The sequence below is a fragment of the Simkania negevensis Z genome (genome assembly GCF_000237205.1).
Taxonomy (GTDB): Bacteria; Chlamydiota; Chlamydiia; order Chlamydiales; family Simkaniaceae; genus Simkania; species Simkania negevensis.
This window is the reverse complement of sequence record NC_015713.1, coordinates 1,344,646-1,370,397: the sequence shown is the minus strand read 5'-3', so window position 1 is coordinate 1,370,397 and position 25,752 is coordinate 1,344,646. Positions and strand designations below refer to the sequence as shown.

General features: G+C 41.7%; 22 protein-coding genes and 2 pseudogenes. 14 read left to right on the top strand and 10 right to left on the bottom strand.

The window, feature by feature from the left end; all coding sequences use genetic code 11:
• Positions 1 to 117: 117 nt before the first annotated feature.
• Both SNE_RS06900 and SNE_RS06895 read left to right on the top strand, forming a co-directional pair.
• Positions 118 to 1,206, top strand: a complete 1,089-nt coding sequence (locus SNE_RS06900; RefSeq protein ID WP_013943664.1) for a serine hydrolase domain-containing protein — start codon at positions 118 to 120, stop codon at positions 1,204 to 1,206.
• The gene (locus SNE_RS06895) at positions 1,203 to 2,132 is read left to right on the top strand and encodes a 2-hydroxyacid dehydrogenase (protein WP_013943663.1); all 930 of its coding nucleotides are present in this window, start codon (positions 1,203 to 1,205) and stop codon (positions 2,130 to 2,132) included. Before SNE_RS06900 ends, SNE_RS06895 begins: the two co-directional genes overlap by 4 nt.
• Here the strand turns inward: SNE_RS06895 and SNE_RS06890 are convergent.
• Both SNE_RS06890 and SNE_RS06885 read right to left on the bottom strand, forming a co-directional pair.
• Positions 2,122 to 3,336: a Y-family DNA polymerase gene (locus SNE_RS06890; RefSeq protein ID WP_013943662.1), complete on the bottom strand. Its 1,215-nt coding sequence runs from the start codon at positions 3,334 to 3,336 to the stop codon at positions 2,122 to 2,124. The genes SNE_RS06895 and SNE_RS06890 overlap by 11 nt on opposite strands.
• A 55-nt stretch (positions 3,337 to 3,391) precedes the next feature.
• Positions 3,392 to 3,817 (bottom strand): LexA family protein, encoded by a 426-nt coding sequence (locus tag SNE_RS06885; protein WP_013943661.1) that lies wholly within the window; start codon positions 3,815 to 3,817, stop codon positions 3,392 to 3,394.
• A gap of 106 nt (positions 3,818 to 3,923) precedes the next feature.
• Between SNE_RS06885 and SNE_RS06880 the strand changes: the two genes are divergently transcribed.
• A complete protein-coding gene (locus tag SNE_RS06880; RefSeq protein ID WP_013943660.1) occupies positions 3,924 to 5,918 on the top strand; it encodes an LTA synthase family protein in 1,995 nt (664 codons plus the stop codon).
• Between the two features lie 138 nt (positions 5,919 to 6,056).
• Positions 6,057 to 6,917 (top strand): hypothetical protein, encoded by an 861-nt coding sequence (locus SNE_RS06875; protein ID WP_013943659.1) that lies wholly within the window; start codon positions 6,057 to 6,059, stop codon positions 6,915 to 6,917.
• 127 nt (positions 6,918 to 7,044) lie between these two features.
• On the opposite strand, the pseudogene SNE_RS13415 reads toward SNE_RS06875, so the two are convergent.
• Positions 7,045 to 8,166 (bottom strand): annotated as a pseudogene (locus tag SNE_RS13415) (ISAs1 family transposase).
• 136 nt (positions 8,167 to 8,302) lie between these two features.
• Here SNE_RS13415 and SNE_RS12310 point away from each other — a divergent pair.
• The gene (locus SNE_RS12310) at positions 8,303 to 9,340 is read left to right on the top strand and encodes a glycosyltransferase family 10 domain-containing protein (RefSeq protein ID WP_013943656.1); all 1,038 of its coding nucleotides are present in this window, start codon (positions 8,303 to 8,305) and stop codon (positions 9,338 to 9,340) included.
• Positions 9,341 to 9,395: 55 nt separating this feature from the next.
• A pseudogene (locus tag SNE_RS06855) lies at positions 9,396 to 10,733 on the top strand (sodium-dependent transporter); the annotation flags it as partial.
• A 129-nt stretch (positions 10,734 to 10,862) separates the two neighbouring features.
• Here SNE_RS06855 and SNE_RS06850 read toward each other — a convergent pair.
• Positions 10,863 to 11,828 carry a hypothetical protein gene (locus SNE_RS06850; RefSeq protein WP_158307220.1) on the bottom strand — a complete coding sequence of 322 codons (966 nt, stop codon included), beginning with the start codon at positions 11,826 to 11,828 and terminating at the stop codon, positions 10,863 to 10,865.
• 106 nt (positions 11,829 to 11,934) lie between these two features.
• Here SNE_RS06850 and SNE_RS06845 point away from each other — a divergent pair, with 106 nt between their 5' ends.
• Both SNE_RS06845 and SNE_RS06840 read left to right on the top strand, forming a co-directional pair.
• Positions 11,935 to 12,882, top strand: a complete 948-nt coding sequence (locus SNE_RS06845; RefSeq protein WP_013943653.1) for a hypothetical protein — start codon at positions 11,935 to 11,937, stop codon at positions 12,880 to 12,882.
• A gap of 82 nt (positions 12,883 to 12,964) precedes the next feature.
• The gene (locus SNE_RS06840) at positions 12,965 to 14,539 is read left to right on the top strand and encodes a serpin family protein (RefSeq protein ID WP_013943652.1); all 1,575 of its coding nucleotides are present in this window, start codon (positions 12,965 to 12,967) and stop codon (positions 14,537 to 14,539) included.
• Between the two features lie 15 nt (positions 14,540 to 14,554).
• Here SNE_RS06840 and SNE_RS06835 read toward each other — a convergent pair whose 3' ends face one another.
• The 4 genes from SNE_RS06835 to SNE_RS06820 form a co-directional block, all read right to left on the bottom strand.
• Positions 14,555 to 15,220 carry a DNA alkylation repair protein gene (locus tag SNE_RS06835; RefSeq protein ID WP_013943651.1) on the bottom strand — a complete coding sequence of 222 codons (666 nt, stop codon included), beginning with the start codon at positions 15,218 to 15,220 and terminating at the stop codon, positions 14,555 to 14,557.
• Entirely contained in the window at positions 15,217 to 16,770 is a 1,554-nt protein-coding gene (locus SNE_RS06830; protein WP_013943650.1) for an Npt1/Npt2 family nucleotide transporter, read from the bottom strand. Before SNE_RS06830 ends, SNE_RS06835 begins: the two co-directional genes overlap by 4 nt.
• 128 nt (positions 16,771 to 16,898) lie before the next feature.
• Positions 16,899 to 17,477 (bottom strand): hypothetical protein, encoded by a 579-nt coding sequence (locus tag SNE_RS06825; RefSeq protein ID WP_013943648.1) that lies wholly within the window; start codon positions 17,475 to 17,477, stop codon positions 16,899 to 16,901.
• Between the two features lie 311 nt (positions 17,478 to 17,788).
• A complete protein-coding gene (locus SNE_RS06820) occupies positions 17,789 to 18,367 on the bottom strand; it encodes a hypothetical protein (RefSeq protein ID WP_013943647.1) in 579 nt (192 codons plus the stop codon).
• Positions 18,368 to 18,597: 230 nt separating this feature from the next.
• Between SNE_RS06820 and SNE_RS06815 the strand changes: the two genes are divergently transcribed.
• Both SNE_RS06815 and SNE_RS06810 read left to right on the top strand, forming a co-directional pair.
• Positions 18,598 to 19,206, top strand: coding sequence for a hypothetical protein (locus SNE_RS06815; RefSeq protein ID WP_013943646.1), 609 nt, complete (start codon positions 18,598 to 18,600; stop codon positions 19,204 to 19,206).
• A gap of 41 nt (positions 19,207 to 19,247) precedes the next feature.
• Positions 19,248 to 20,531: a hypothetical protein gene (locus SNE_RS06810; RefSeq protein ID WP_041418887.1), complete on the top strand. Its 1,284-nt coding sequence runs from the start codon at positions 19,248 to 19,250 to the stop codon at positions 20,529 to 20,531.
• Here the strand turns inward: SNE_RS06810 and SNE_RS06805 are convergent.
• A complete protein-coding gene (locus tag SNE_RS06805; protein ID WP_013943644.1) occupies positions 20,523 to 21,503 on the bottom strand; it encodes a hypothetical protein in 981 nt (326 codons plus the stop codon). The two genes, SNE_RS06810 and SNE_RS06805, sit on opposite strands and share 9 nt — an antisense overlap.
• A 103-nt stretch (positions 21,504 to 21,606) precedes the next feature.
• Here SNE_RS06805 and SNE_RS06800 point away from each other — a divergent pair, with 103 nt between their 5' ends.
• From SNE_RS06800 to SNE_RS06785, 4 genes are all read left to right on the top strand, one after another.
• Positions 21,607 to 23,034 (top strand): hypothetical protein, encoded by a 1,428-nt coding sequence (locus tag SNE_RS06800; protein ID WP_013943643.1) that lies wholly within the window; start codon positions 21,607 to 21,609, stop codon positions 23,032 to 23,034.
• Between the two features lie 134 nt (positions 23,035 to 23,168).
• Positions 23,169 to 23,756: a superoxide dismutase gene (locus tag SNE_RS06795; protein ID WP_013943642.1), complete on the top strand. Its 588-nt coding sequence runs from the start codon at positions 23,169 to 23,171 to the stop codon at positions 23,754 to 23,756.
• Positions 23,757 to 24,146 carry a hypothetical protein gene (locus tag SNE_RS06790; RefSeq protein WP_013943641.1) on the top strand — a complete coding sequence of 130 codons (390 nt, stop codon included), beginning with the start codon at positions 23,757 to 23,759 and terminating at the stop codon, positions 24,144 to 24,146. It abuts the gene before it with no gap.
• Positions 24,147 to 24,210: 64 nt separating this feature from the next.
• The gene (locus tag SNE_RS06785) at positions 24,211 to 25,101 is read left to right on the top strand and encodes an alpha/beta hydrolase family protein (protein WP_013943640.1); all 891 of its coding nucleotides are present in this window, start codon (positions 24,211 to 24,213) and stop codon (positions 25,099 to 25,101) included.
• On the opposite strand, the gene SNE_RS06780 is transcribed toward SNE_RS06785, so the two are convergent.
• On the bottom strand, positions 25,098 to 25,751 hold the full coding sequence (locus SNE_RS06780; RefSeq protein ID WP_013943639.1) for a Fic family protein: 654 nt from the start codon (positions 25,749 to 25,751) through the stop codon (positions 25,098 to 25,100). The two genes, SNE_RS06785 and SNE_RS06780, sit on opposite strands and share 4 nt — an antisense overlap.
• Position 25,752 lies beyond the last annotated feature (1 nt).

Sequence of the window (25,752 nt, the reverse complement as noted above, 5' to 3'; positions counted from 1 at the left end):
AGTATTGAATTCCAGATTTTGCGTAGATCACTTCGAGGAGCTCCTCATCAGTCTATTTCAACATGCTAAAGATTTTTTTGTTTCATGTTAATCTCCGTCGTAATATAACAGAATTTCATGATGATGAAAACTAAAACTCTTCTTTTTTTTCTTCTTTGTTTGCCGCTTGCTTTATTAGCAAAGGATTCTCTGCTTGAGCAAAAATTGATCGAGAAAGTTGATGCATTTACGAATGAACATTCGGTGACAGGAATTGCCGTTGCCGTTATTGGAAGAGAAAACCACCAAAAATTTACGCATATTGTGGCACGTGGAACCCTTTCACAAAAATCTCCGATTCCGGTTAATCAATATAGCGAGTTCCGCATTGGTCCTGTGACACAACTTTTTACTGCTGGCACATTAGCTTATTTTGTTCAAGAAGGGCAGGTTTCTTTAAATGATCCTATTTCCAAATTTTTACCAAAATCAATGGATCTTCCAACTTACAAAGGGCAGGAAATCACTTTAGGCGATTTGGCAACTCATACCTCAGGCTTACCCGATCTTCCCTACAACCTCTCGAGTCGTGCTTCTTTTAGTGTGAGTCAAATGTTCCGCTTTTTGAAAAATTATGAACTCAAACGGGCTCCTGGAACAGAGTACGAGTATTCGAACCTTGGCTATGCCTTTTTATCCAACATTCTCATGCGGATCTCCAAGCGATCGTTTCCTGATTTAGTCAAACAACTTCTGCTTGACCCTCTCCATCTAAAAGATACGACTTTTACTCTTACTAACGAGCAAAAAAAACGGACCCTAACAGGATATGAAAAAGGGAGAGGTGTTTCCCCTTTAGAAGGAGAGAAAATTTACTCGGTTTTTATTGGGGCAGGTGGACTTCATTCAACAGCTCATAATATGCTGACATTTCTCTCGTTTAACATGGGAAAAGAGACGACAAGTTTAAATGCGATCCTTCCGCTCATGCAACAGCCTTATCATGCATTTAATAAGTTCCAAGTCGGATTAGGTTGGAAGATCACTTCTTTTAACGCAGCGACTAACCTCTTTTCAATCGAAGGGCTCTTATTTGGTTTTGCATCTTATCTTGGAATGGTTCCTGAAGCTGATATTGGGGTGATGATCATGACAAGCCAAGGAGATCTTTCTGTCGAACAGTTAGGAGAAGAGATTTTGCAGTTACTTGATCAGGAAAAGTCATGAAAAAGATCTTCATTACTCGCAAGTTAACCCCTCTTCTTTCAGAGTTGTTAACTGCTGATTTTGAAGTGGTTAGTCACTCTGAAAATGCCGTTTTACCACGCGAAAAATTGCTTGAAGTCGTCCGAACCTACGATGGAATTCTTTCGACTATGCCAGATAAAATCGATCGAGAAGTTCTTTCAGAGGCGGGTTCTCAGCTCAAAGTGATTTGCAACTATGCCTCAGGGCTTGATAACATCGATGTTGCGGCTGCGAGAGAAAGGGGGATTTCCGTCTTTAATGCCTCTAATGCTGTGACCCATTCGACTGCCGATTTTACCTTTGCAGCTTTTTTGAGTTTCTTACGCAAAATTTCCAAAGGACAAGCTTTTGTGCGTGAAGGCAAATGGATCAGTTGGGATCCTTGGCTTTTTTTAGGAGAAGACCTTCCAGGAAAAACTTTTGGCATTCTGGGATATGGTCGTATCGGCAAAGCTGTTGCCCGTCGTGCACGAGGCTTTGATCTCAATGTAATTTTTTCACATTATCGCGAAGTTGACCCTGAAGTTCCTGGAGTGAAACAAGTGCCATGGGAAGAAATGCTTGAGCAGGTAGATTACCTCTCTCTTCATGTTCCGGCCACAGCAGAAACAATTGGAATGATTGACTATCCTACCATCCAAAAAATGAGCAAACGACCTATCATCATCAATATGGCGCGGGGACCAGTTGTGAAAACTGACGATTTAGTCCGAGCTCTAGAGCAAAATCTCTTGCGAGGAGCTGTCCTAGATGTGACCGATCCCGAGCCTTTGCCGGCAAACCATCCTCTTTGTCACATGGAAAACTGCCTCGTTGTGCCTCATTTAGGCAGCTCGACAATCGATTGTCGTGAAATTACTGCGCGTGAAACTGCAGCTAACTTTAAAAAGGGTTTTAACATTTAGGAATCTCATCCCAGGAAGTGGTATAAAGTGGAGAGCGGTGAGCTTGCATTCCTTGCCATTTTTTGACGATTCCTTCGCTTGCAAAAGAGAGCATTGGTGTTTCAAAGCGGCGGTTAACGGTGTCTAGAGCTGTCATTACAGCTTGTTTGCGATCTGATTTGGGGTCAACTGCAAACAGATCAAATTGAGTTGCGTTTTCATCAACAAGTTCTCCAAGCATCACACCGGCTCGTTTGTACTCTTTGCCTTGCATGAAGATTTCATCTAAAAGGGCATGTGCATGGGCGCTAAGATCGGGCGTGTAGGCCGTTGACAACGGTAAGTGTTTAGCAGCGCTTGTAGTTGTGTCTGAGGTGATGAAAACCACTAAAAATTGAGCCTTGAGCTGGCTGCGGCGCAGCTTGCGTGTGGCATGGGCTAGAAACGTACTAAGCGCTTCTTTTAGCAAAGCATGGTCGGTGATTTTTCGACCAAACGAACGGGAGGAAACGATCGATTTCCTTTCTGTTTGCATCTCTTGGCAAGAAAGACAGGGGATTCCTTGCAGCTCCCAAACTGTACGCAGTCCCGTCACACTCATGTAACGCTTCACCCAAGCATCAGACCGCTTTTTCAGATCAGCAGCTGTACGGACACCGTAAGAGTAGAGGCGCTTTTTATGATGACGTCCAATCCCCCAAATATCTTCGACGGAAAAGGTTCTGAGCAGAGAATCTGCCGCTTTTGCCGAAGGAAAAGAGACAACACCTGGGCCATTTTTGGCGAGCTTATTTGCCACCTTAGCTAAGGTTTTAGTTGGAGCGATCCCAATAGAGATGGGAATACCAGTCCATTGCATCACTTTATCCCGGATGAGGTGGCCAAGTTTCGGGTCGGCTTCAGGAAGGAAAAGAAAAGCCTCATCGATCGAGTAAATTTCTACGGGAAATTCAAAAGTCTTCAGAGTATCCATAACCCGTTTAGACATGTCTCCGTAAAAAGCGAAGTTCGACGAAAGGATAGAGACGCTATACTCGAGAAATAGGCTCCGATACTCAAAAGCCGGTGCCCCCATCGGAATGCCGAGTTTTTTCGCCTCAGGTGAACGAGCAATGACGCAGCCGTCGTTATTTGAAAGAATGACAAGGGGTTTTCCCTGCAGCTTAGGATTAAAGAGCTGCTCGCACGAAGCAAAGAAATTGTTACAGTCGATCAGAGCGTACATGGACCTATCTCACCTTTGTAAAGTAGGGTAGTCTCAAAAGAGTGGGATAGGTTCATTAGCGCGCCTTATGAATAATAAAAGTCACAACCCCCCAAATTTGGAACTCGGTTTCTGTAGTAATCTCAACTTCAGGAAACGCTGGGTTTTCAGGTAAAAGATAGAGGCGGTTTCCTTTTTTCTTTAGTCGTTTCACCGTAAACTCCCCATTTAAAACCGCCACGATGATCAGTCCATTATGTGGAGTGAGCGCACGGTCAACAACGAGAATATCCCCAGGATAAATGTTTGCATTTTCCATCGATTCTCCTTCGACACGCAGGAAAAAGGTAGCGGCAGGGTGCTCGATCATCAAACGGTTGAGATCAAGCTTTTCCTCGATATGGTCTTCGGCAGGTGAGGGGAATCCAGCTTTAACCGAGCTGGAAAATAAAGGGAGGGGAAGATTCATCTCAATTTCTGTCTGAAAAATTTTTAATTGCATAGGATGCCTCTCTCAATTCGAATATAGCCGATCTAGAGATTTTGCCTTAAGATTAAAAAAAAGGGTTGATTTGACATCGATAGAAAACGATAGTATCCTTGTTAGTATGATCGCAGTTTGGACCTTTTTATTTTTATTAGCTTTTCCTTCTCTGTGCGTTAGATTTACGATATTACATCGAAAGCTGCCGCTCCGCTTTAGCGTGCTCTTATCGTATCTAACAGGAGCCTGCCAAGATCTCTTTGTAGCGTTTGAGCAACTCTTACTTTTTGTGGCTTTCAAGACACTTTTCCCATTTCTCAACCCCTATCTTTTTTGGATTTTCATTGTCTTGGCCTCAATGCTTCAGCTTCACATTCTGTTTGACGCCTTTCTGCACCGCAACAGTGCCATTCGGATGGAAATTTCGTTTTTGTCTTTTATCGACGATGCTCGCTGTTTTTGGGACTCAGCCAAAGAGAAAAAGATTTGGCGCTTCCTACCAGGAGCCTTTGTATTTCTCTCATTGCCGGTCTTGGTCTATTGGGGCTACTGGAATCATTTAGAAGCGCTATCACTTCGAGGAGGATGGATTCAAGACGGGCTTATTTTGGGAATTATTGGAACGCTTGGATTTCTGCTGCTTCCAAAAAAGCTTGCCTATGCAACAGACCACATCGTCTTTCAGCACCAGATGTGGTTTCTCCAAAAGTTTTATCGTTTTTTCAAACGCAAAAAAGACCGAACCGATTTGCGTTTTTTAGTGCGCGAAAACTTCACCCCTCAAAATGAAAAGAGAAGTTACCCCTCATCCGAGTATCCACTTTATAAACATACCTACGGCTTTTCTGGAGAAAAGACCTTTAATTTAAAGCTAGAAAATGGGGAAAAACCTCATGTGATTTTCCTATTTCTCGAGTCGTTTCGCTCGAAGAATGTCGGTTGCCTTGGTGGAGAACATGGAGTTACCCCTCATTTCGATCGACTTGCTTCTGAAGGAATTTTGTTTTCTGATTTTTACGCCAATTCAGTGCGAACCTCACGCTCTGTTGTCGCTTCACTCTTTGGAGTTCCATCTGACGTCGATGCCTCGGAGCAAGCTGTGCGTGTCGATGCACCTCTTGTTGGCATTCCCGACCTAATGAAAAGTGCTGGGTACAAGGCCTCATACATTCATAATGGACCGATCCATTTTGAGAACCAAGACGTCTTTTTCCAAAATCACGGTTATGAAACCGTTTTGGGACGAGAAGATATCTTGCATAAATTTCCCAAGGCCAATACAACTAGTTGGGGGCTACCCGATGAATATCTGATGCAATATAGCGCACAGTGGCTCAAAAAACACGATAAAGATCCACAGTTTCTTACATTGTTTACTATCACCAACCACCATCCCTGGAACCTTCCGTCCCATTGCGAGCCCCCTTCTCTTCCGACCGAGCTCAATGCGACCTATCGGAAATACCTCAGTACCTTTCATTATAGCGATGCTTCTCTAGGACTTTTCGTTGATTTACTGGAAGAGCAAGGGCTCTTGGAAAAATCGATTCTCTTTATCTTAGGAGACCATGGATACCCGATGGGTGAGCATGACTCTAACTATTTTGAGCAGCGGTATCTCTATGACGAAAACATCCGCGTTCCGCTCCTCATCTATGCCAAAGGACGGATTGCCGAGCCTAAAGTGATTTCCTCTCCTGCCAGCCAACTTGACCTTGTTCCCACTGTGATGGATCTATTCAAATTGCACGGATTCAATCACTCCATTGGAAGCTCGCTTCTTCGAAAGACAAAAGACCGCCGCGTTTTTTTTCATAACCCTTACGTCTTCCGCAACTTTGGCTGTCGGATCAATCATTATAAGTTCATCTACACTCGCTTGTCACAAGAGGTCGAACTCTACGACCTCGAAGACGACCCAGAAGAAAGACGTAACATTGCGCGGGAAAATCGGATGCTAGCACGCGAGTGCCTCCACCACGTCAAAGATTACGAACGTCTGTTCCACCGCATTTATGCGGAAAAGAGTCTTGTTCCCACCGAGACTTACACCCCAGAAGATGCTCGCTCGCTTGACTACTCAAGCGACCCCTTCCTCGCCAGCTCAACTGAGCGGTAGTTTGATGCAATACATTTTTTTCACAGCCCAAAATCCTTTTAGACGATAAGTTGATAGCGCAAGCTATTTGAGAATGTCTCAAGGAAAACGATCCAATTTTTATAGATTTTTATTCATTTCACAGATAGCATTCTTGTAATGTCTATTCAAAATGTACCAGAAACTACTACTTCTTTTTTAAGATTACCTCATCTCTATGAGGCATTGATTGGAAAAGACAAGATTCCTTTCCAAGGAAACGTGTTGCTGATAGGTGCAGGTGAAAGAAAGGGATCAAGACTCTCTTGTTTTCCTCAAGTGGATGAACTTGCCCATTGTTTAGATGAAAACTCAACTCTTTATGTGGCAGACTGCAACGGCGGTGTGGTCGAGAGAATCAATGCTGCGCGTGACCGATCATGCTCTGAAGCCTGGAGCAGTTTTGAGCTTTTAAATGAAAACATTGTAGGGGGTATGACTCTAGAAGAGTTAATATCCTTTTTCCAAAATAGAACGAAAATCGCACCTGTGGAAGCTTTTCGCTGGAATGTAGGAACCGAAAGTTTTCCTGATGAACGCTCTACAAAGCTATTTGATGTGATTATCGTGACGTTTTCAGCTTTTTATTATTCATCGGACCGAGAACATCCCTCAATCTATAAAGCATGCATTGCGCACTTAAAAGATAAAGGGGTTTTATACCTCGATAAAGCTTCTATTTCTTGTTGGAATAATCTTCATAAGAATTGTGATATCTTTCTTATGATTCAAGAGTCTCTAGAAAAAGAAATTCACTGCTCTCTTATAAGAAGGTGTATTCCACTCAATACGCGTCTCGATGCACAAGCATTAAGTCTTTGCCATGATTTTAAAAAGCTTCAAGAAGAGTTTACTCCAAAGTACGATAAGACTGATGCAGATCGTCCTTGCTATGTATTTTATAATTTGAAGCTGCCCTTCGAAATATCTATCATCAGTAGTAGTCCTCTCTATGCTATTCAAAAAATCCCAAAGTTGTAAAACTGAACGCTTTTTCTAAAATCTTTAATGAAGAAAAACTTGTTAGCCTTGAAGTTTTTTGTTCAAGTCATCTGATCTCGTTGCTTTGACGGATGGCGAAGTTATCGAAGTCAGCAGAACTGACGCATCAAAATTCTCCTAATAAACATTTTCTTCGAAAAGCTGGTGAATAAGCGGCTTTCTTTTTTTTGATAATCATCTTGTTTTTTGGTTCTATTTGCTTGAGCAATGAGATCCCTAGTTTTCGCAATATTGATAAGTTTGCTGCTGCATTTCGATCATGCTCTTGACAAGCATCTTCTTGAAAATGAATATCTAAAGTTCGATGTAGGTAGTTTTCAATGTGCCAATGATCTCTTGATAATTTCAACAAGCTACTAGCATCCCAGTCTAAGCTTGTAATATAATACCTCTTTTCAGCTTTGATTTTTCCTTCTTGGTAACTTTCTGTTTCAACTTGAAATATGTGCTTCAGTCCCTTCCATCTTTCTTTTTGATCGATCCATTCTGCATTTCCTTTTGTTCCTTTTCTCTCCTCTACTTGTCCTCGGTTTTTTTCTAGGGTTCTTGAGCTGCTCATTCCTACTTCTACTTCTTTAAAGTAAAGTTGGACATCTTCAAAAAGGCTCCCTTGATTTCCCTTTAAAGCCATAAAATATTCTCCTCCTTGTTCAATAATTGTAGTTGCTATTTCTGTTTGGGTCATCATTGCATCTACTGTGATGATGGTTTTTTCTAAGTGCATTTTTTTTTAAAGTTTAGGAGCGGCAGAGATTTCATTTTCTTTACAATCAATGGACATCTGCCCTGCAAACTTTTGATCGCTACAATCCCAGGCATTGAGAATATGAAGCTTTTCTTCATTGACTTTCCAAGAAAGTCCCCGAACTGATTTGCCATCTAAGGCTATAACTCTCTGACTAGATAAGTTTTTCTTTCTCAGCTCTTCAAGCCATTTAATGATACAAGTTTCAAAATCTTCAGGGTTAATCAACGAAAAGACTCTTCGAAAAGTATCATGGCTTGGAACTCCTGATGAGATATCAAGAAACTCTGAAAACCAGTCTAGTGTTTCCTCACAAAACACCTGCATTTGATACCACGATTCTTGCCCAGCAAGAATCGAAACAAATGAAAAAACCAAGATATTTACTAGTGGATATTTTTTAGATCTTTCTATTCTAGGGTCCTCGATCAAAGAAAACTGTTCGATTAGTGTTGCTGCTTCTAATTGACTACTTAAACTCATTTATCCTCCTTGGAAACATCCAAGGAGGATAACATAATCAATTAAAATTTTGATGCGTCAGTTCTGTCGAAGTCAGCTGAACCATTGATAAATAAACCTTTGATCGGGCAAAATGAGGTCTTTTTAAGGTGGCAGTATGAAAAAGACGATTGTCCTTCTCTTCACTCTTTCCATTTTGACAGTTACAGCCATTGCAGTCATTTCTCGTAAGAGTTCTAATAATCGGATTGCTGTTGCTCCAAACGGGAGAGAGATCCCAACGAAATGGGGACCTCTGAATCAGCATCTTTCTCAAGAGACTATTGATCAGAAAGGGTATGAGGAGGCATGGATTGACCTCGATCAGGTTCCGAAGCGACACCAATATTTCAAGCGCCTTAAAAATTTCATTCTCAATAAACATGGGGCTAAAGCTGTAGTATTTCACAACTACCATCCCTTCTTCTCGAAAGCAAAGATCGATCAACTTCCGAGAGGTAATCGCATTCTTGTGATGTGGGAACCCCCTTCAGTCCTGTTGGAGATGTATTCTGAAGAGATCCTCTCACTGTTTGACAAGGTTTACACTTGGAATGATGATCTAGTCGATGGAAAAAAGTTCTTCAAAATGAACTATAATGTTCTGCGACCTATGGAGGAGAAGCTCCCTTCTTTTGAAGAAAGGAAACTACTTTGCATGGTTGCATCTAACCTAAAATTCAACAATTTCGAAGAAGAACTATATTCTACGAGAAGAAAGATCGCTCAGTTTTTCGAAGATTATCCTGAAGGGACCTTTGATTTGTATGGGCGACTTTGGGAAGGGTATCGTCATGCCAAAGGAACCATTCCTAATAAGCTTGACAAACTCAAAGAATACAAATTCAATATCTGCTTCGAAAACACAAAACAGCCTGGTTATATCACTGAAAAGATCTTTGATTGCTTTGTAACCGGAACGGTGCCCATTTACTACGGTGCGACAAATGTCGACAAGTACATTCCTAAAGGGTGCTATATCGATTACCGGCAGTTCAAAAATGAAAAAGAAATGCTCGAGTATATTCAACAGGTGTCAAAAGAAGGGTACGAAGAGTATGTCAGTAACATCCGCGCTTACTTAAAGAGTGAGCAAGCAGAGCAGTTTTCGTCAGAAACATTTGCGAAAACTCTGATTGATGCTATAGAAAATTAAATCACTTAGATAAGGAGTTTGAAAGTTCGCTAAGCAAACTAAAAGGGAACATTGGAAGTCCCGCATCGGATTTATTTGGGCAGCCGTTGGTTCGGCGATTGGATTAGGGAGCATTTGGCGCTTCCCTTATGTTGTTGGAGAAAATGGAGGAGCAAGTTTTGTTATCCTCTATCTGATCTGTTTGATTATTGTTGGCTTTCCCGTTCTGATTTCTGAAATCATGATTGGCCGTAAGGCCCAACTTAATCCTTCTGGAGCCTTTAACAAGATTGGAAAAAATCGCACTTGGAAAGGGATGGGGACAACCACGATCCTCACCGGTTTTTTGGTCAGCTCATTTTATGCAGTGATTGCAGGCTGGACCCTTGGTTACTTTTTTCAAGCCCTATTTGGGCAGCTCACCCAGTTTTCAACGACAAAAGCAGCGCTTGACCACTTCAACCAATTTAGTACGTCACCTTTCTGGGGAATAGGTTCTTTATTTGCGTTTGTGCTTTTATCGATGCTGGTCCTTTACACGGGGGTGAGAAAAGGGATTGAAGCCGGAAATAAAATCATGATGCCTCTTCTACTCATAGTCTTGATTGTTCTTGTGATCAAGGGCTTAATGATGCCAGGAGGAGCGAAAGGGATTTCTTTTGTGTTCAAACCGGATTGGTCTCATATCACACCTACTGCCATCTTGATGGCCCTAGGACAGGCCTTCTTTTCTCTTAGCTTGGGACAAGGAACCATGGTGACCTATGGGAGTTACATAGGGAAAAATGAAAATCTTCCCAGCACTTGCGTTCCGATCACTTTATTTGGAATCTGCATCTCATTACTTGCTGGAATTGCAATTTTCACGATTGTCTTTTCTTCTGGCATGGAGCCAACTGCGGGTGAAAGTTTGATGTTTCAAACCCTGCCCATCATCTTTTCAAAGTTGCCGGGTGGATACTTTCTCTGCTTGCTCTTTTTTGTGCTCCTTGTTCTAGCGGCATTGACATCGCAAATTTCGGCGATGGAACCACTTATTTCTTACCTCATTGATGTGAAAAAGTGGGGGCGCCACCAAGCCGTTTTAGCAACGGGGATTGGGGTGTTTATTGTTGGGATTCCATGTGCGCTCTCTTTTGGACCGCTAGCTGAGATCACCCTCTTTGGAAAGACGTTTTTTGGATTGCTCCTGTTCCTCTGCTTAAATATCTTGATTCCGCTAGGCGGATTGGCCGCAGTCCTCCTCTTAGGTTGGCGCTGGGGGATCAAGAATGCGATTGCCCATTTAAAGGAAGGAGCAGAAAGCCTATTCAAGAACTACCCCTTCATCGAGATTTACTTTCGGTTTAGTATCAAGTATCTGGCGCCAATTGTGATCATCTTGATCATGCTCGATGCCCTTGGAATCTTTTAACCTGAGCTCTGGGTTCAGGGATTTTTCTCTTTCTTCTCAGCCCGTTTGCCCTTTCCCTTCGGCAAAAATACCGAGAATTTAAAAGAACTCCCTCTCCTGGGAATAAGCAACATAAACCAAGTTCAGCTTTTAGTAATTGATGACTACAGAAACGGTGCCCCCAAAAAATTGAGTGGCGTTTTTTCCCGCGACGGTGAACCAGACGCCACCAATGAGTCCGAAGTTTTCGGTATAGTTGTATTCAATGGCTGGAGCTATGCTAATTAGAACAGAGAAGGGATTTCCGACGGAAGCTTTTCTTCCGCTTTCGTCTGTTCCAGGCTTACCACTGAAGCGGTCGTGACGCATGATGAGATATTCTGTATCAAAGGCAAAGACCCAATTTTGGGTGATCTGCAATTCTCCTGAGAGATATCCAGTAAAGCTTTGACCAGGAAAAACTTTTCCAGAGGTATTGGGAGCTCCTCCATAGACGCTGAGTCCTTGAATGTGGACGGGAACTGCAAAAAGATAGCCTAGGCTCCATCGGATGCGTAAAGATTTGTAGGGTGAATAGTGAAAAGTTTTCTCAAAATTGAAATTCACTCCTGTGCTGTAGGCCCCTCTTCCTGTTCCATCAATACCGAGTTTTTTTGGGTTGAGATGATCGTATTGCCCAAAAGGAAAGACTTGCTGCAGAGTGATTCTAAGGTTAGGTTTCCAGGTTCCTGGGGTGTCTCGGAGGGCTTGAAATCCCAAAAACAAGCTCCAATCAGTAAATCGAAGAGCAGAAGACCCCTGGCTATAGTTATAGATAATAGAGGCAGCAGCCTCGATGTCAACGAATGAACCAAGCCCGTAGGTAACATTGACAAAGGGGGTCATAGACCAAATGTTAGGAATGTTTTGACGGTGCCAGTGGTTATCATATTCACCAAAGGTACTCGTCACAAAAATATAAGGCTGCCACGTCGTAACACCCTTGGAATTGCACTGGGCAGCAGGGGCGAGAAGGGGACCGGTAAACCATGGAGCGAGCATTGCTTCATTGACAGAAGGCTCTTCATGCATGGCGTATAAGGAAAGTGGCAGAAGCAGAAGCAAGAGCATAAACATAACTTTTTAGAATACAGAAATACGACTTTTTTTTCTTCTTTGTGGAACGAAAATCAAGAAAGATCTAAGATTAATACTTTCAGTCTATTTAAAGCTTTTGTGTCAAATGGGAAACAGCTTTCGGTTTAGCTTTTTCATTCTTGCTATTTTCTTGTCGTTTGGGCTATTTGCATTAGAAGGGTCAAGTCAGATTAAATCTGAAGCTCGCATTTCAAATTTGCTTCCTTATTTAGTTCGTCCTCCACTTGTAGATCCTTGCTTGCCATTAGACTTTACTTTAGGGCAGCGAGAAGATGATCCTTATTTCTCTCACGGATATTATTGGGGCAATGCCAAAACAGTTAAGAGTTATTTCGAAGATCCTTCTTCTCTCAATTCGTGCATTATTCGTGCTCAAGTCTCGACAAACGTGACCCAGATAGGTCTCGACCGGTTTAGTAATGATGGGAAGACTAATGACCTTACTGCGGCAGGCTTTACTGAAATCATGGTCAACAAGGGAAAATGGGGGATTTTTCCCTACCGCGAAGTCCATGCAAAAGGTCCAAAAGGACGCCATTACTACCAACTTTGGGTCGGGCTGAATGAAGAGAGTGGTGCTACGATCTACTTTCAATTACTCTATCCCGAGTACCTCAATGAACCCACGCAAAATCAAAAAAAGGTATGGAATGACTTTATCAAAAAAACTTCATTTATGAGTTTGCAGGACTTGATGGTCTTTCATGAAGTGAAGAAGCCTCAAGCTCCCGAGGTTCCCTGCAAATTTTTTGTTGAAAAGCGTTTATATGACAACCGGTATGCCATCATGGTTGAGACGCAAAGTCAAATTGAAATTGATGTGAAAGAAATCAGAGAAATCAACCTTTTGTCTGGAGCATTTGACAAACCTTGTCTTGAGCTTCAAGTAAGCATTCGGGAGAATGCACAGGTGAAATCCAGCACGTTTCAAGTTGATTTCACGCCGGTTGATGAATTCACCTTTCACTCCTGTCTTCTTAATCCTAAGTCCTTAAAAATCCATCCAGACTTCTTCTTACTCTTAAAAAAATAACCCCAGCTTTAAAGAATTAACCTTCTACTAATTGCAAATTTTTTGTATCGTTTTCACGTGAAAAAAACACAGGATCTTAATCATGTCAGCGTCTATTCTTGAGGGGGATAATCGGATTTTACTTGCAAAAGAGTTGACTCAAGCGGTTGCTCTTGTCACAGCCAGTGTTCTTTTGGGCTCGAAGTATTTTGTGAGCTACTTTCCTTCTATTTCGAAAGAAGCCTTATTGCTTGCTCCTGCAAGCACCAGCATTGGTCATTATGTTTTTGAATCCATCTGGAAAAGCCCACCCAAAGACGAAACGCTGATTCGAGTCATTTGTAACACCACTCTTGTTGCTTCAGGCCTATTATTTATTGGGTGGATGACTCAATCATCAACTCTCTCTCTCATAAAATTAGGACTCATCGAGCTTGCTATCTTATCCGGAATAGACCAGGTGAAACCTAAGCAATGGGAAAAGTTGCTCTTATGGATTCCTGGTTTTTCAAGCCAACCTCAAGGCCCCTCATCTAGTTCGGTAAGAAAACCCGTTCCACCAGAAATCGAAAATGCTTCTTTTATACCGTCTGATCTAGCGAAGATCAAAATAGCTGTACAAAAGCTTGAACAAGAACTTGCCAAGTCAAGAGATCCAAATATTTCTTATGTTCAGTCAGCCATGAGTCTTTTTCTTCTCCTAGGGATGCTCCTTAGAGCCATGCCCTCGGATGAGGTTCCTCCTTTCATAAAAAAGCTTGGGTTAGAAGGAATGAGCGAAGAGCAAATTCACAAAGGACTCAATCAAATTCTAAAAGATCTATCTGGCGACAATCCGAAAATTGTGATTGCAAATGCAATTGCTGCCAAAGCTGGAAAAGTAGAAGAATCTTTTGAATCTGTGATTCAGGGGGTATACGGCGCCGAGCTACTACCAGCAGATGTCGACAAAATCAATGCATGGGTCAGTGATAAAACAGATAAACTCATTCCAAAGCTTTTTGATGATTTCGCAAGTGATAACTGTGCACTCATTAATACAACACTTTTTGAAGGAAAGTGGGAAGACCCCTTCGATGATGCCACAAATGGGAAATTTACAACATTCAGTGGAGCAGAAGTCAATGCTCAAATCATGAAAAAAGTAAGCGATTTTGTCTACTTTAAGGGTGACGATTTTGCCATGCTTCAAATTCCTTATCACACTTCAGGTGATTCGACAAGGCCCTTTGCTTATACCATTTTTCTTCCAGATGATCCAAAAGCAATTGGGGAACTTGAGAAAAAACTGACCCCCGATTTTATTCAAGATTGCCATGCAAAAGCAAAAATGACAGAAGGGATCCAACTCTACTTACCTAAATTAGATCTCAAAACAGATATGAAAGACTTGAAAAAAACTTTAGAAGATCTTGGTTATCCAATTCCTAAGGTTTTAAGCCGCTTTAATGGAGACCCTCTCACTGAAATTGGACAAAAGTGCTATCTCAAATGCGATGAAAAAGGGACAAAAGCAGCGGCAGCTTCTTATGCCATGACAAAAGAATCGGCTTGTTTTCCACCTCCTCCTGAAATCACTTTTGACGCAAGAAAACCCTTTATCGCTCAAATCACCCGGGATGGTCATGCATTTTTCCAGTTAGCAATCAAAAATGAAGAAGGCTTAGTTCAAAGATAGATTGTCACTTCCGTTTTAAGAGGTAAGCTTTCGTCTTGCCTCTTTTTTTGCGATATATTTCAGTGTATCGGAGTGGGTTTCTAGAAAGAGAATGACCCGCTCGGGGTTATGCTCTCCTAAAACCCGGAGCCACCAGCCGATAGCTTTTTGAATGAACCACTCGGGATCTGTTGCATAACGTGCTGCCCAGCTGAGCATTCTTTCAGGATTGAAATTAGGCTTTGCGTATGGGAGAGTGTAGACGAGCGCTGCGCGCCTTATCCAAAAGTTTTCGTGATAGGTCCACTTTTCAAGTTCATCTAGAAGAGATTCATCTGCTAAAATGCACTTGCGTGCAGCAGGGGCAAGTTGATCCTCTAAAGCCCATCCATCTACTTGCGTTAAAAAGTCGACAATTAAATTCCAAATAGCTGGGGAGGGATTGACCTTTGAGGAAGAAAGGATTCTGGCTGCGCATATCATCGGATCAAAGAGATCTGTTTTCCATAAAGCTCTAGCGAGAGGCAAAGCGCTTTCAAGGCCAAAGACTCCTAGAAGAGAAAGGGCATATTGTTCACTTGCTACAGCCGGAACTCCCCAATGTTCACGCTTTGATTTGTGATAGCTTTGGTCCCATATGGCACGCTCTTTTGAGCCGAGCTGCTTTAAGTGATGTAATAACTCGGAAAGTGAGCCGTTCAAGTGGCAGGCTCAGGTTCAGGCTGAAGCTCTCCCGCTCTTTTCTTAGCTTCTTCTTCCTCGAGGAGTGTTTCTTCACGCACAGAAAGCTCTTTATTGAGGTAGCGTACAGAGTAGCTCCAATAGAGGGCGGCACCTAGAACGATAGGCAGTAGATAAGGAGTGATTGAGATCACCGAACCAGTCCCAACTAGTTCAATCAAGCCAATTTGTAGCCAGGAGGAGCTCGACTTACCCAATCTTGAACCGACCATGTCGATGGCTGCTTTTCCTTTCACTTTAGATTCAGGGTCTAGTGGAATATAAGCCATTTCTTTCGTCGAATCAAAGAACGAGTATTTGACGACTTTACTAGTGATATTTTGGAAGGCTCCAAAGATGACAATCATCATAAGAGGGGTGAGTCCAACATAATGAGCGAAAGACCCGAGATAGGGCTTCAAAAGGCAGAGTAAAAAGAAAACACCACCTGTGATTCCAATCGCCCATGGGGTGATTTGAGCACTGAAGTGCCATCCAAACCGTCTCAGGAAGTTTCCTCCTAAGAAGAATACAGTGATGAGGGCAACAACTCCAACAATAGTTGTGACTCGCCCCATGAACATTTGGTAATCAGCAGTTGTTGGGTATTGCATCTTTAAGTGAGCTTTCCAGGTGACTTCTACCATGTTGATGGTGAGAGCGCAACCGACAACGAGGACCGCAATAGCAAGGAGATACTTTGATGAAAAGATATGCCGGATACTATCACGCAGAGAGAGTTTGGTCTTTTGGTTGACTGTTTGCTTCGTCACTGATGGATCGTAGTACCGTTTGTCTGTTAGGACATATCGATTCATCCACCAATAGACTGCCATGATGAGTAGCCCGCAGACTAAGACATATCCTAGTAGGGATTGAAGAGTGAGAGCATAGCTTTGTCCTAGAAACTTTTTTCCGTAGTAATAGGTAAGTGGACCAGCCAAGATCGTTGCTAAATCGCCTGCAGCGATGAAAAGAGTGTAAGATCTTTTAGCTTCTTTCACTTGGCAAATGTGGTTGGCAAATCCCCAGTAGAGGAGGAAAATGACAACTTGCCCCCAAAGCTCTGTGGTGACGAAAAAGAGAGAATGGATCCAATTCCGATAAACTGCAATCCAGTGTGTGTATTTTTCCCCAAATTTAGCTGTTAACAAGTTTGCAGAGTCGCTTGGTGTGAGAATTCCCATATTGGGATACAAAACGAAGCCGTAGATAAGAACAATAGCTAGGAAAGCTGTAATGATTCCGTAAAAGAGGGTGGAACGTTTGAAGTGGTTGCTTAACTTTGAGTAACCAATAGCACAAAGAATCGATAAGGGGAAAACAATCCAACCTTTTAGAACTGGAATGACTTCTGCTCCAGAATGTTTTGCCGTCACCACAAGGGGATCCTTGATTAAGGTGAGAGTGGCATAAACCATAGAGACTAGAAATTTAAGGATTAAAAGAGGAAGGACTTTCTTAAGTTCAAAGCGCCTTATTGGCCAGATTTTTTGAGTCCATGTGGACTTCTCATATTCGGTACTACTCATGATCCGTCATTTTAGGACGTTATTCTAGCACAAGTTTTGGAAAAAGCAACAGAAAATGTTCAGAGAAAAAAAAACCTCGAGCAAATCGCTCGAGGTGAGTGATCTAATCTGATGGTAAGCTTAAATTTTTATTCGCTTCTTTTGTGTTCGAGAAGAGTTTCTCTCCCGCCGCGATCATCATGCGTTAAATCTTTAATCACGTTTTCTTGAAGTACCAAACGTTGCTGCTCACCAGTAAATTGTTCTTTGAATTTGCGCAATTCTTCGAGTTCATCTCTGTTATCTTTAAGCGAGATGCTCTTTTGAGAAGTGAGTTCACTTAAGATGTAATTACATTTTGCAATTTTCATCTTTTTTTTCTTCGAATGTTCGTATTCGACTTTAGTGAACTTCTCGGGATGTTTCAAATAGAGAATACGGAGAAAATTTTCTGCTCGTTTTGCTATCCGTTTTTCAGCCCAAATACGAAAGGCATGAACTTTAGAGTTTAACATTTTGTTTTCAAAATTTTCGTTGAGACCAAAAGGTTGAATCACGCGTCCTAGAGCAAGCATCATTGCTATGTCACTGAGATCAAATACAATTTGTTTTCGATTCACATTCTTATAGCGGATTTCTTCGTCTTTTCTCTCTGATGATTGGAATGTGACGAATTCAATCTTTTTAGAGAGTTCATCTGACTCGAAAATCTTTTCATCTATTAACATGTGTCAAATTCCCTTTTTTTATATTTATCCTTAATATTATTATTACATAAAATTAATAATATTCCAATATTATATTAGCAAATATATAACTTATTTATTTTAAATATATTAAGATGATTTGTGTGAGTCGACTGAGCTCTCTTCCTTTTTATTTGGAGTAGAGGGCTAACAGTTTGCTAAATTATCTAAAAAAATTTAAAAAGAAGAGAGGGATAATCTTTTTAAGTTGTTTATCATAAGATATTTATAAATTTAGCAAATCCAAAAAAAAACGGTCGAAATAGGTTCGACCGTTTCTAATTAACTTGAAATTAGACGTTTGTTCCGATTAGCTTTTGTGCGTTCACATCTGATTCATCGTGAGTGAGTTCTTGAATGACTTCTTTTTGATGACGTAGTTTCATTTCTTGTTCTTTAAATTTCGCTCTAAACGATTCTAATTCAGCGTGATAGTCTTCCTTGTTATCTTGAAGAGAGATGGTCTTTTGGTTTGTAAGTTCGCTGATGATAAGCGTTCCGCGTGCAAGTTCCATCTGCTTTCTCCCTCTGCTTTTTAGTTCGGCATGAGAGAATTTCTCAGGAGATTTCATATACAGGTTCATCATGAACGCTTGACCGCGCTTTGCTAGGCGTTTTTCGCCCCAGTAGCGGAAAAATTCGATATTTGACTTAGCTAGCTTGTTTTCAATAAGTTCCATTACCCCGTAAGGACGCAGAATTTCACCTAGTGCTAGCATAATTGCTACATCACCAAGGTCGAATCGGATCTGCTTCCGATTAATATTTTTATAGCGAACTTCTTCTTCACGACGTTCGCTGGATTGAATAGTAATAAACTCGACTCTTTTAGTAAGAGACTGAGACTCAAGCATTTTCTTTTCGAATTCCATGCTGTAGCCCTGGGTTAATATGTTGTTAATAATACATACAATTATCGCATTTTAACCAATTTAAATCTATTAATTGTTATTAAATATAATTTTATATTAATTACTTACATTTTTAGCGAATCGCTGTTTTAAGTGCTAAATAATATGAGGCAAATTTAGCACTCTCAGGTAAACTTAGCACTCTCGGGGAAGGGATTGACAAAAGGGAGGAGATCGGTCATGCTACGCGCATGTTTAAACGAAAGATCTACTACGAAGCGAAAAGCGAGCTGCTAGAGGATTTGCTGGAGATTGCCGGCGAAGAGGGGCATGAGCCCCCTCCACCCCCTCAAGGCATTCCCAAGCGGTGGCTGCCAGGGTTTATCCGCTTTCCCCTCAAATGCGTCCTCTTACCTTATATCCTCATCGATGAGCTGATGCAAAAGCTAGCTAGGAAGATCATTCGCCCTCCCTTCAAGCAGGTCGGGAAGTGTAAGAGGCGAGGGAACTGCTGTTATTACGTTCTCATTCGGCATTCAGGAACCCTTTGGGGACGCCTCTTTCTAATATGGCATACCCAAGTTCAAGGGTTTTATATGCGGTACAAACAGCCACATATTTATGAAGGGCACGAGATGTATATTATGGGGTGTCGCTATCTCAAAAAAGATGGTTCCTGCGGGCAGTACAGATTGCGGCCTCAAGTGTGTCGGCAGTGGCCGGTCATTGAGCATTTTGGGCAGCCTAAAATTCTCAAAGGATGTGGCTTTAGCTCAAGTCCTCCCTATCTTCCAGAGGATCTAGAAGATGTCTTTGAAGAAAAAAAAGAAGGCGATCCTCGTTTAGCTATTTTAAAATAGTTGTTTTTCCTCTATACTCTTCACAAAAAATGAGTGATCACATGACAAATCTTAAATCTATTTCTTCGACTCATCTTAAAGAAATGAGTTGTTTTGGCCTTAGTGGAGGTCTATTGAGTACCCTCATTGAGGGTGCAACTAAAACTCGAGAGTCGGTAGTCCAAGTTTTAGCTCTTGGGGTTCTCAACCAGTTTGCGTTTCATGTTACTTCGCATTTGATGCAAGGGCAGTATCAGACATCTTGGAGTCGATTGGTCATGGGATTTGTGACAGTGGGATTGAGCGCGAGCGTTTTTGCTTCGCTACTGAGTGTGGATTCTTTGCTGACAGGATACGCTATTGGAATAGCTCATCTCTTTTTTCACTCTTATTTTTTTCCGTCTTTCCCTAACATTCGATATTCTAGTGCGTCTGTTTCTCTTGATCACTCAAATAATCAAGCACATAACAAAATCGAAACCAATAGGGCATTTTTCTTACCTGATGCTGATGATCTAACTGCTCGCCCTGGTTCGCTTTGCTATCGTGATTCGAGGTTTATCTTTTTGCATGGCCACTTGAATTTGAGTTTTATTTACGGCTTGATGAGAGTCATCGACTTAAAACCAAATGAGGGGACATTAGAGAGAAATGGACAAAATTGTTTGCTTGCATTTTGTCATCAAGAAGAAAATCTTGTTCGTCAGGATGGAACAGTGTCTACAGCTCGGAAAAAACCTATAAGCGAATGTGATTATCTTGTGTCTGAGACTATGGTCTCGGATGAGAATCGGAAAGCTAGAGCTCTTTTCATGGATCTCATAAAAGGGCTATATGACAAGAACCATGCTTTTCCAAAAAAGCTTTTTATTCCTTATAGTGAAGCAGGTTATCATGCAGCTGGTTTGGTGGTTGAGTTTAAAGACTCGGAAATAGATGTGACGGGTTTTGATTCGATGGGCGGAACGACTATGATCAGAAAGGCGGCAGAGGAACTGAAAGCTGTTCTCAAAGTCGTTGTTCCTACTTGCCGAGTTAAGACTGTAGTGACTGAAAAAAATCAAAACAACAACTTATGCTGTGGTTTTCATGCAGTTCATAACATTTTTAGAGCTGCTCGTTTTGAGGGATCCATTTTTAATGCTGTGCAAGAATCTAATCGAAAAGGTCTTTTTTCAGAATGTTTCCCTTATGTGGATCCAAAGGAACTGTATGACAACATGAATGCTTTTCGTCGTATTGCGATCGAAACGCTTCAAGAATTTCTTCAGGATAACCCCGGAATGATTCTGGTAAAAGGAAAGCCTTATGACGTTGACTTATCTCATGATCCACGATCATGGTGAGAGCAAGGTCAATGTCATCATTTCAACTTGGTTAGTGCCCCCCACGCGGTAGTCGAAGAAGGAGGCTAAAAATACTCCAACTTCTTGGGGAGTCTCCAGGATTTTAACATAGGCAGCTGAATTGCCTGGATGCAACGCTGTGTTACTATGAGAATCATAGATCAGATGCTGGTCCTTTGTTTTTGCAATGAGGATAGTCAGGCCGTTGCAGGTGAGAACCGTCCCTGCTTCCTTCTCAGGGATTATTCCTTCGAAAAAGGTGAGTCTTTCTTTTTCCTGAGGGGGGAGAGATGCAACCGTATCGGAAACTTGTTTTAGAACATCTATGAAAGTTTGAGAGGCTTCTTTAGAAGAGACCGAATGCCCTGAAAGGAGCTGCGCAGCAGGTGTTGTGTCAAATGTGGTGTACCGGCCTAAAAATTGTATAAGAGGCCATTCTTTGGGTGAACCAGGATTTGCTCGTAGAAACTCTTCGACCTCTTTTATAGGAGCACCTTGTTTGATTAGGTAGTCGCGAGCCTGAGTGCGCCTTTCTTCATGGAGCCGCTCGCTCAAGAGGGTAAAAGCTTGGAGTCCTTCTGTTAAACATTGATCGATCATGGGACCGTCTATGAAATCATTTTGGAGAAGGTGTTTGAGAAAGGTCAAGGCTTGAACAGTGCAACTTTGTCTTTCTTCTTCTTTTTTTGCGTCAGTGTATTGGTTTTTGGTTCCAAAAATAGTTCCTTTTTTAAGTGAAACTCTTTCAGGTGCGATCGGGGGAGATTCTTTTGGTGCTGCAGTAAAAAATAGCGAGAGAAGGCCTTCGAGAAAATAGAAAAGGGGGAAGATATCGAGAAGTGAAAGGACTAGATGTGTGATGGCGTGGCAGTTCCACTCTTTTTCTTTAAAAAAAGCGTCTTTATGTTCTGTAAATCCCTCAAAAAAAAGGGCTCCAGAAAGAGAGTAATTTTTTAAAAAAATTGCATTCATTGAGTAATAAAGATACCTGAAATTCAATTTTATGTAAATTATGGAGACAAAAACTTTAATATGAGTTATTTTTTTTGTCGTTATTGACTTCCAGGAGGGAAAAATGGCAAGTTCAGCAATAGCTTCAACTCAAAAAATTCTTTTTACAACCAATCCCCAAGACAATTTAGGGGATATCAGCTGCGCTTTTAAATGCGCTCAAAGCCTTGTTCAAGCTGGGACTCTGGAGGATAGGCAAGTTGAAATTCGAGCACCTAACTTAGAAAGATGTCAAAACTTTCATCAGTATCACTTTGCAATTGGGCCTCTTTTGAAGCCGCGACTCTGGCATTTTAGAGGCGATCCAGAACTAGAGGAAGTTTCTGATTTGGCACTTCAAGTGATTGCTCCTTCAACGGGGTGTGGAGATGCTTTTTATCATCTGCGTCGAAAAGGGATTAAAACTCTCTCTCTTTTTGAATATGGATTTGATCCTGATAGGATTCCAGTTCTCGAGCCTTTTTATCTTTCAGTTGGGCTTGGTTTAGGTCCGGATAAAGCTGGGATTTTCATTGAGCATGACTGGGAAAAGCAACACTTACTCACGTCAAGAGCTCAACGAATGGAACGTTTGAATGAGATCTCTTCTGAAATGCGATTGAGGGTTGTTGGTGATCTATCCTTAGAAGCTTTTGCCAAAAGTTGTGGTCTCTATGTCGGTTATTCAAGTGATGATACGTTGCGGCTGGGGTTTGTAGATGCGCTTCTTAAAACAAACCAAAGCGATGAAATGCTTGTTTTTACTCTTCCTCGCTTCGACGTGGACAAAAATAAAAGAACACTAGAAGAGATTTGTCGAATGAATCATGTGCAAACATTGATCATTTCTGATGAAAAAAAAGAACGATCTATTTCGATTGGTGGAGTAGGGAGAATTGTCAGATGCTGTGTTGGAGACTTTAATCATCGAGATCTCCTTATATTGTGGCAATCTTCAGAGGAAGAAGTTTTAGTTACAGGAGATCAAAGTATCAGTGAAGCCATTTCAGCAAACAAAAGGTTTTGTTATGAAGAACGCGATCATAAAGTCACTTTTTCTTCATCGTTGGCAAACCTCTTTTCTCGGTGTAGACCTATCCAGCATGCCCGAAGAACCATACCGACGGTTAAAACTGACCGCTCGAATACATATGATTCATATTCTAAAATCATGCAGCAAATATTTCTTCCAGCTCATCGGGAGCATTTTACGGCATTTAACCGTGAAGTGTGCAAGAATTATAACTGCGTTCCTTACGTTGACAAGGTTATTCGTCAGATGCTTGAGAGTGGTATTGAGAATAAAATTGTATACCTCTTTGATTCTGATCATTTTGATCCAACTCAACTTGAAGATGGCATAGTATACATCCTTTCTTTAGATCAAGTGAGCCAGATGCAAATGAGGTGCGATAATGGAAAATCTATGCTTCCAGAGCTCGAAGGGAAAATTTTTCAAAGTGGAGATCTTGCTGGTTTGCATTATGTGGTGCAAACAACAAAGAGCGGCTAGTCGCATTTTGCCTTAGTTAAAGGGAGGGCGCAACCTGCCCTCCGTGATCTAATCTCGATTTTACGTAGAGCTAAAATCATTTTTTTCGTACACTTAAAAGTTCGTTTTAAATCCTGTTACCAAGGTGTATTCAAATGGCATTCAAACAACCTGATCTACCTTATGACTTATCTGCGCTTGCTCCTTTTGTCTCTGAAGAGCAAATGCATTATCACTACAACAAACACCATGCTGCTTATTTCAACAAGCTCAATGGACTTGTTGAAGGGAAAAAAGAAGCGCAGCTTTCATTAGAAGAAGTGGTTGTCCAGTCTTCGGGTGGGGTGTTTAATAATGCTGCTCAAGCTTGGAATCACACCTTTTTCTGGCATTGCATGTCTCCTAATGGGGGAGGGCAACCTAAAGGAGAACTTAAAGAAGCCATTGAGAGAGATTTTGGCGGGTTAGAGCCTTTCATGAAGCAATTCTCAGATGCTGCTGCGACCCTTTTTGGATCAGGCTGGGCTTGGCTTGCAAGTGATGGTCAAGGAAAGCTCGAAATCATGGCTCTTAGTAACGCTGATACCCCATTAAAACACAACAAAACTCCCATTCTCACTTTAGATGTGTGGGAACACGCTTATTATATTGATTATCGCAATGAACGTCCTCGATTTATCGAGCAATTTAAAGATGTGATTCATTGGGATTTTGCTCAAAAATGTTACCTAGATGCGAAGTAAATGGACGCGAAAAAAAAGACCCTACTTAAGCTCCTTGATGTCATTGCTGTTCAGCAGAAGGAACTCAGTGAATGCCATGATTATTATCAGCGGTTGGAAAAAGAACTAGATCATCGTCGTGAACATTTAGCGAATCCTGAAGATTTGTCTGATCTGACGCGTGATATCGCGACTTTGAATCGGGAATTTGAGCAAAAGACAGAACAAATGCATGAAAATCTCAATGAGGCTCTCGTAAAAGGGCATGATTTGGCTAAAGAAATTGGCAAAGAAATTGCCCACGATTTCAAGCAGCTTTGGAATTATATGACTGATACGATGCATCAAGAAGTTAAGCTTGAAAAGGTTCTAAAAGAAATAGAGCGGATCAAGAAGGACTTCTTAGCTTAGGGTTCTCTCGAAAGGTTGTAAGAAAGGGGGGGATTTTATAAAAGGTGCTTGAGGGCGTTTAATAATGAGCTACCTAAAAGGCACCAAAGTCTGTTTACTTTTTCTTATTCTCCTCTCCACATTTAATCTTGCATGGGCGTATCACCAAGGGAAGGTCATTTTGGATAAAAAATATCAGGAGCCTGATAATCAGGAGACGCGTACTTATCAAGATGTGATTCTCGATTGTGGCCAAGATGGAAGGGCTATGTTTACGATTAGCCTTCCAGAAATCATTCCAGATGGGGGTCTTCCTTGTATCGTGATTGTTGGTGGGCTCATGACGGGGAGAGAAAGTCTTCGCTTCGTTCCAGATCATGGAGACTATGCTCTTGTAGCCTATGAGTATTCTGATACGCTAAAAAAACTGCGTAAGCTAGATGTTTTATGGAATCTGTTATCTGTTCGAAAGGCCCTTTTGGAGGTACCCCCACAGCTAATTGAAATCATCAAGTACTTGCAGGAGCAAACTTGGCTGGGGCCGAAACCGATTGAATTCATGGGGTATAGCTTTGGGTCGATTTTTATTCCTGTGACGTATGTGACAGCTCAAGAAGAGGGGATAAAACTAGGTCCTGCGGTATTAGCTTATGGTGGAGCGGGGATTCACTGCCTTCTCAAAGCAAATCTCAAGGTGCCAGGTTTCCTCAAAGGGCCGGTTTCCTCGATGGCCGCAGCTTTATTTAAACCCATTGATCCGTTACTTTATGCTCCGAAGATGAAAGGGAAATTTTTGATCATCAACGGCCTTTATGATACCCAAATTCCCTTCGAATGTGCTCAAAGGCTGCAAGATGTGATTCCTGAGCCAAAAACGGTAGTCAATCTCGAAACAGAGCACATGTCACCTGACAATACAGAGTTGACACTTCGTCTCATCAATATCAGCCGTCAATGGCTGGAAGAAAACGATTAGCTTCTTGCTTCAGCGATTCTCTGTGAGAAGTAGTTTATCATGGCTTCTTCAGATTCGTGGGCTTCGATATACCTGTTTCGCAATGAATACTCTGCTGGGAAGATGAGAAGAGGCCGGTTGCAGTAGGCCGAGATGTAGTTAGCGATTAATCGTCCCATCCTGCCATTTCCATCGCCAAAAGGATGGATTCTTTCAAACCGGAGGAAGTACGAGCCTGCAAAATTTGCGAAAGCTTCATCGTCTTTGGTGTATATTTCATGATTCTTTGCTAAATCTTCATTGAAGTCCTCAACCCAACACTGTAGCAGAGCAGGGACACGTTCGTAACTGGGAGGAACATGCTTTCCAATTCGGACATTTTTCTGCAGCGATGGACCGCGGATATGGCCAATTTCTCTATCGTCGATGTGATCTCCACTTTGTTCTTGCTGCTCTTTTCCCAGTAGGGCTTGCCAAGTGCGTAGAATTTTTACCGACAAGGGTGTGTGGTTTCTGCCTGCATCTTGTGACAGGGTAAATGCTCCAAAGTGCCCTTTTTGGGGATCCTGAAACGTAGGATTTGCATAATCGATTTCATGAATCCCTTCCATGTAGTTGCTTTCGTTCAGAAATTGAATCGTTCTGTTAGAGACAGCTGAGATAGAAGTCATG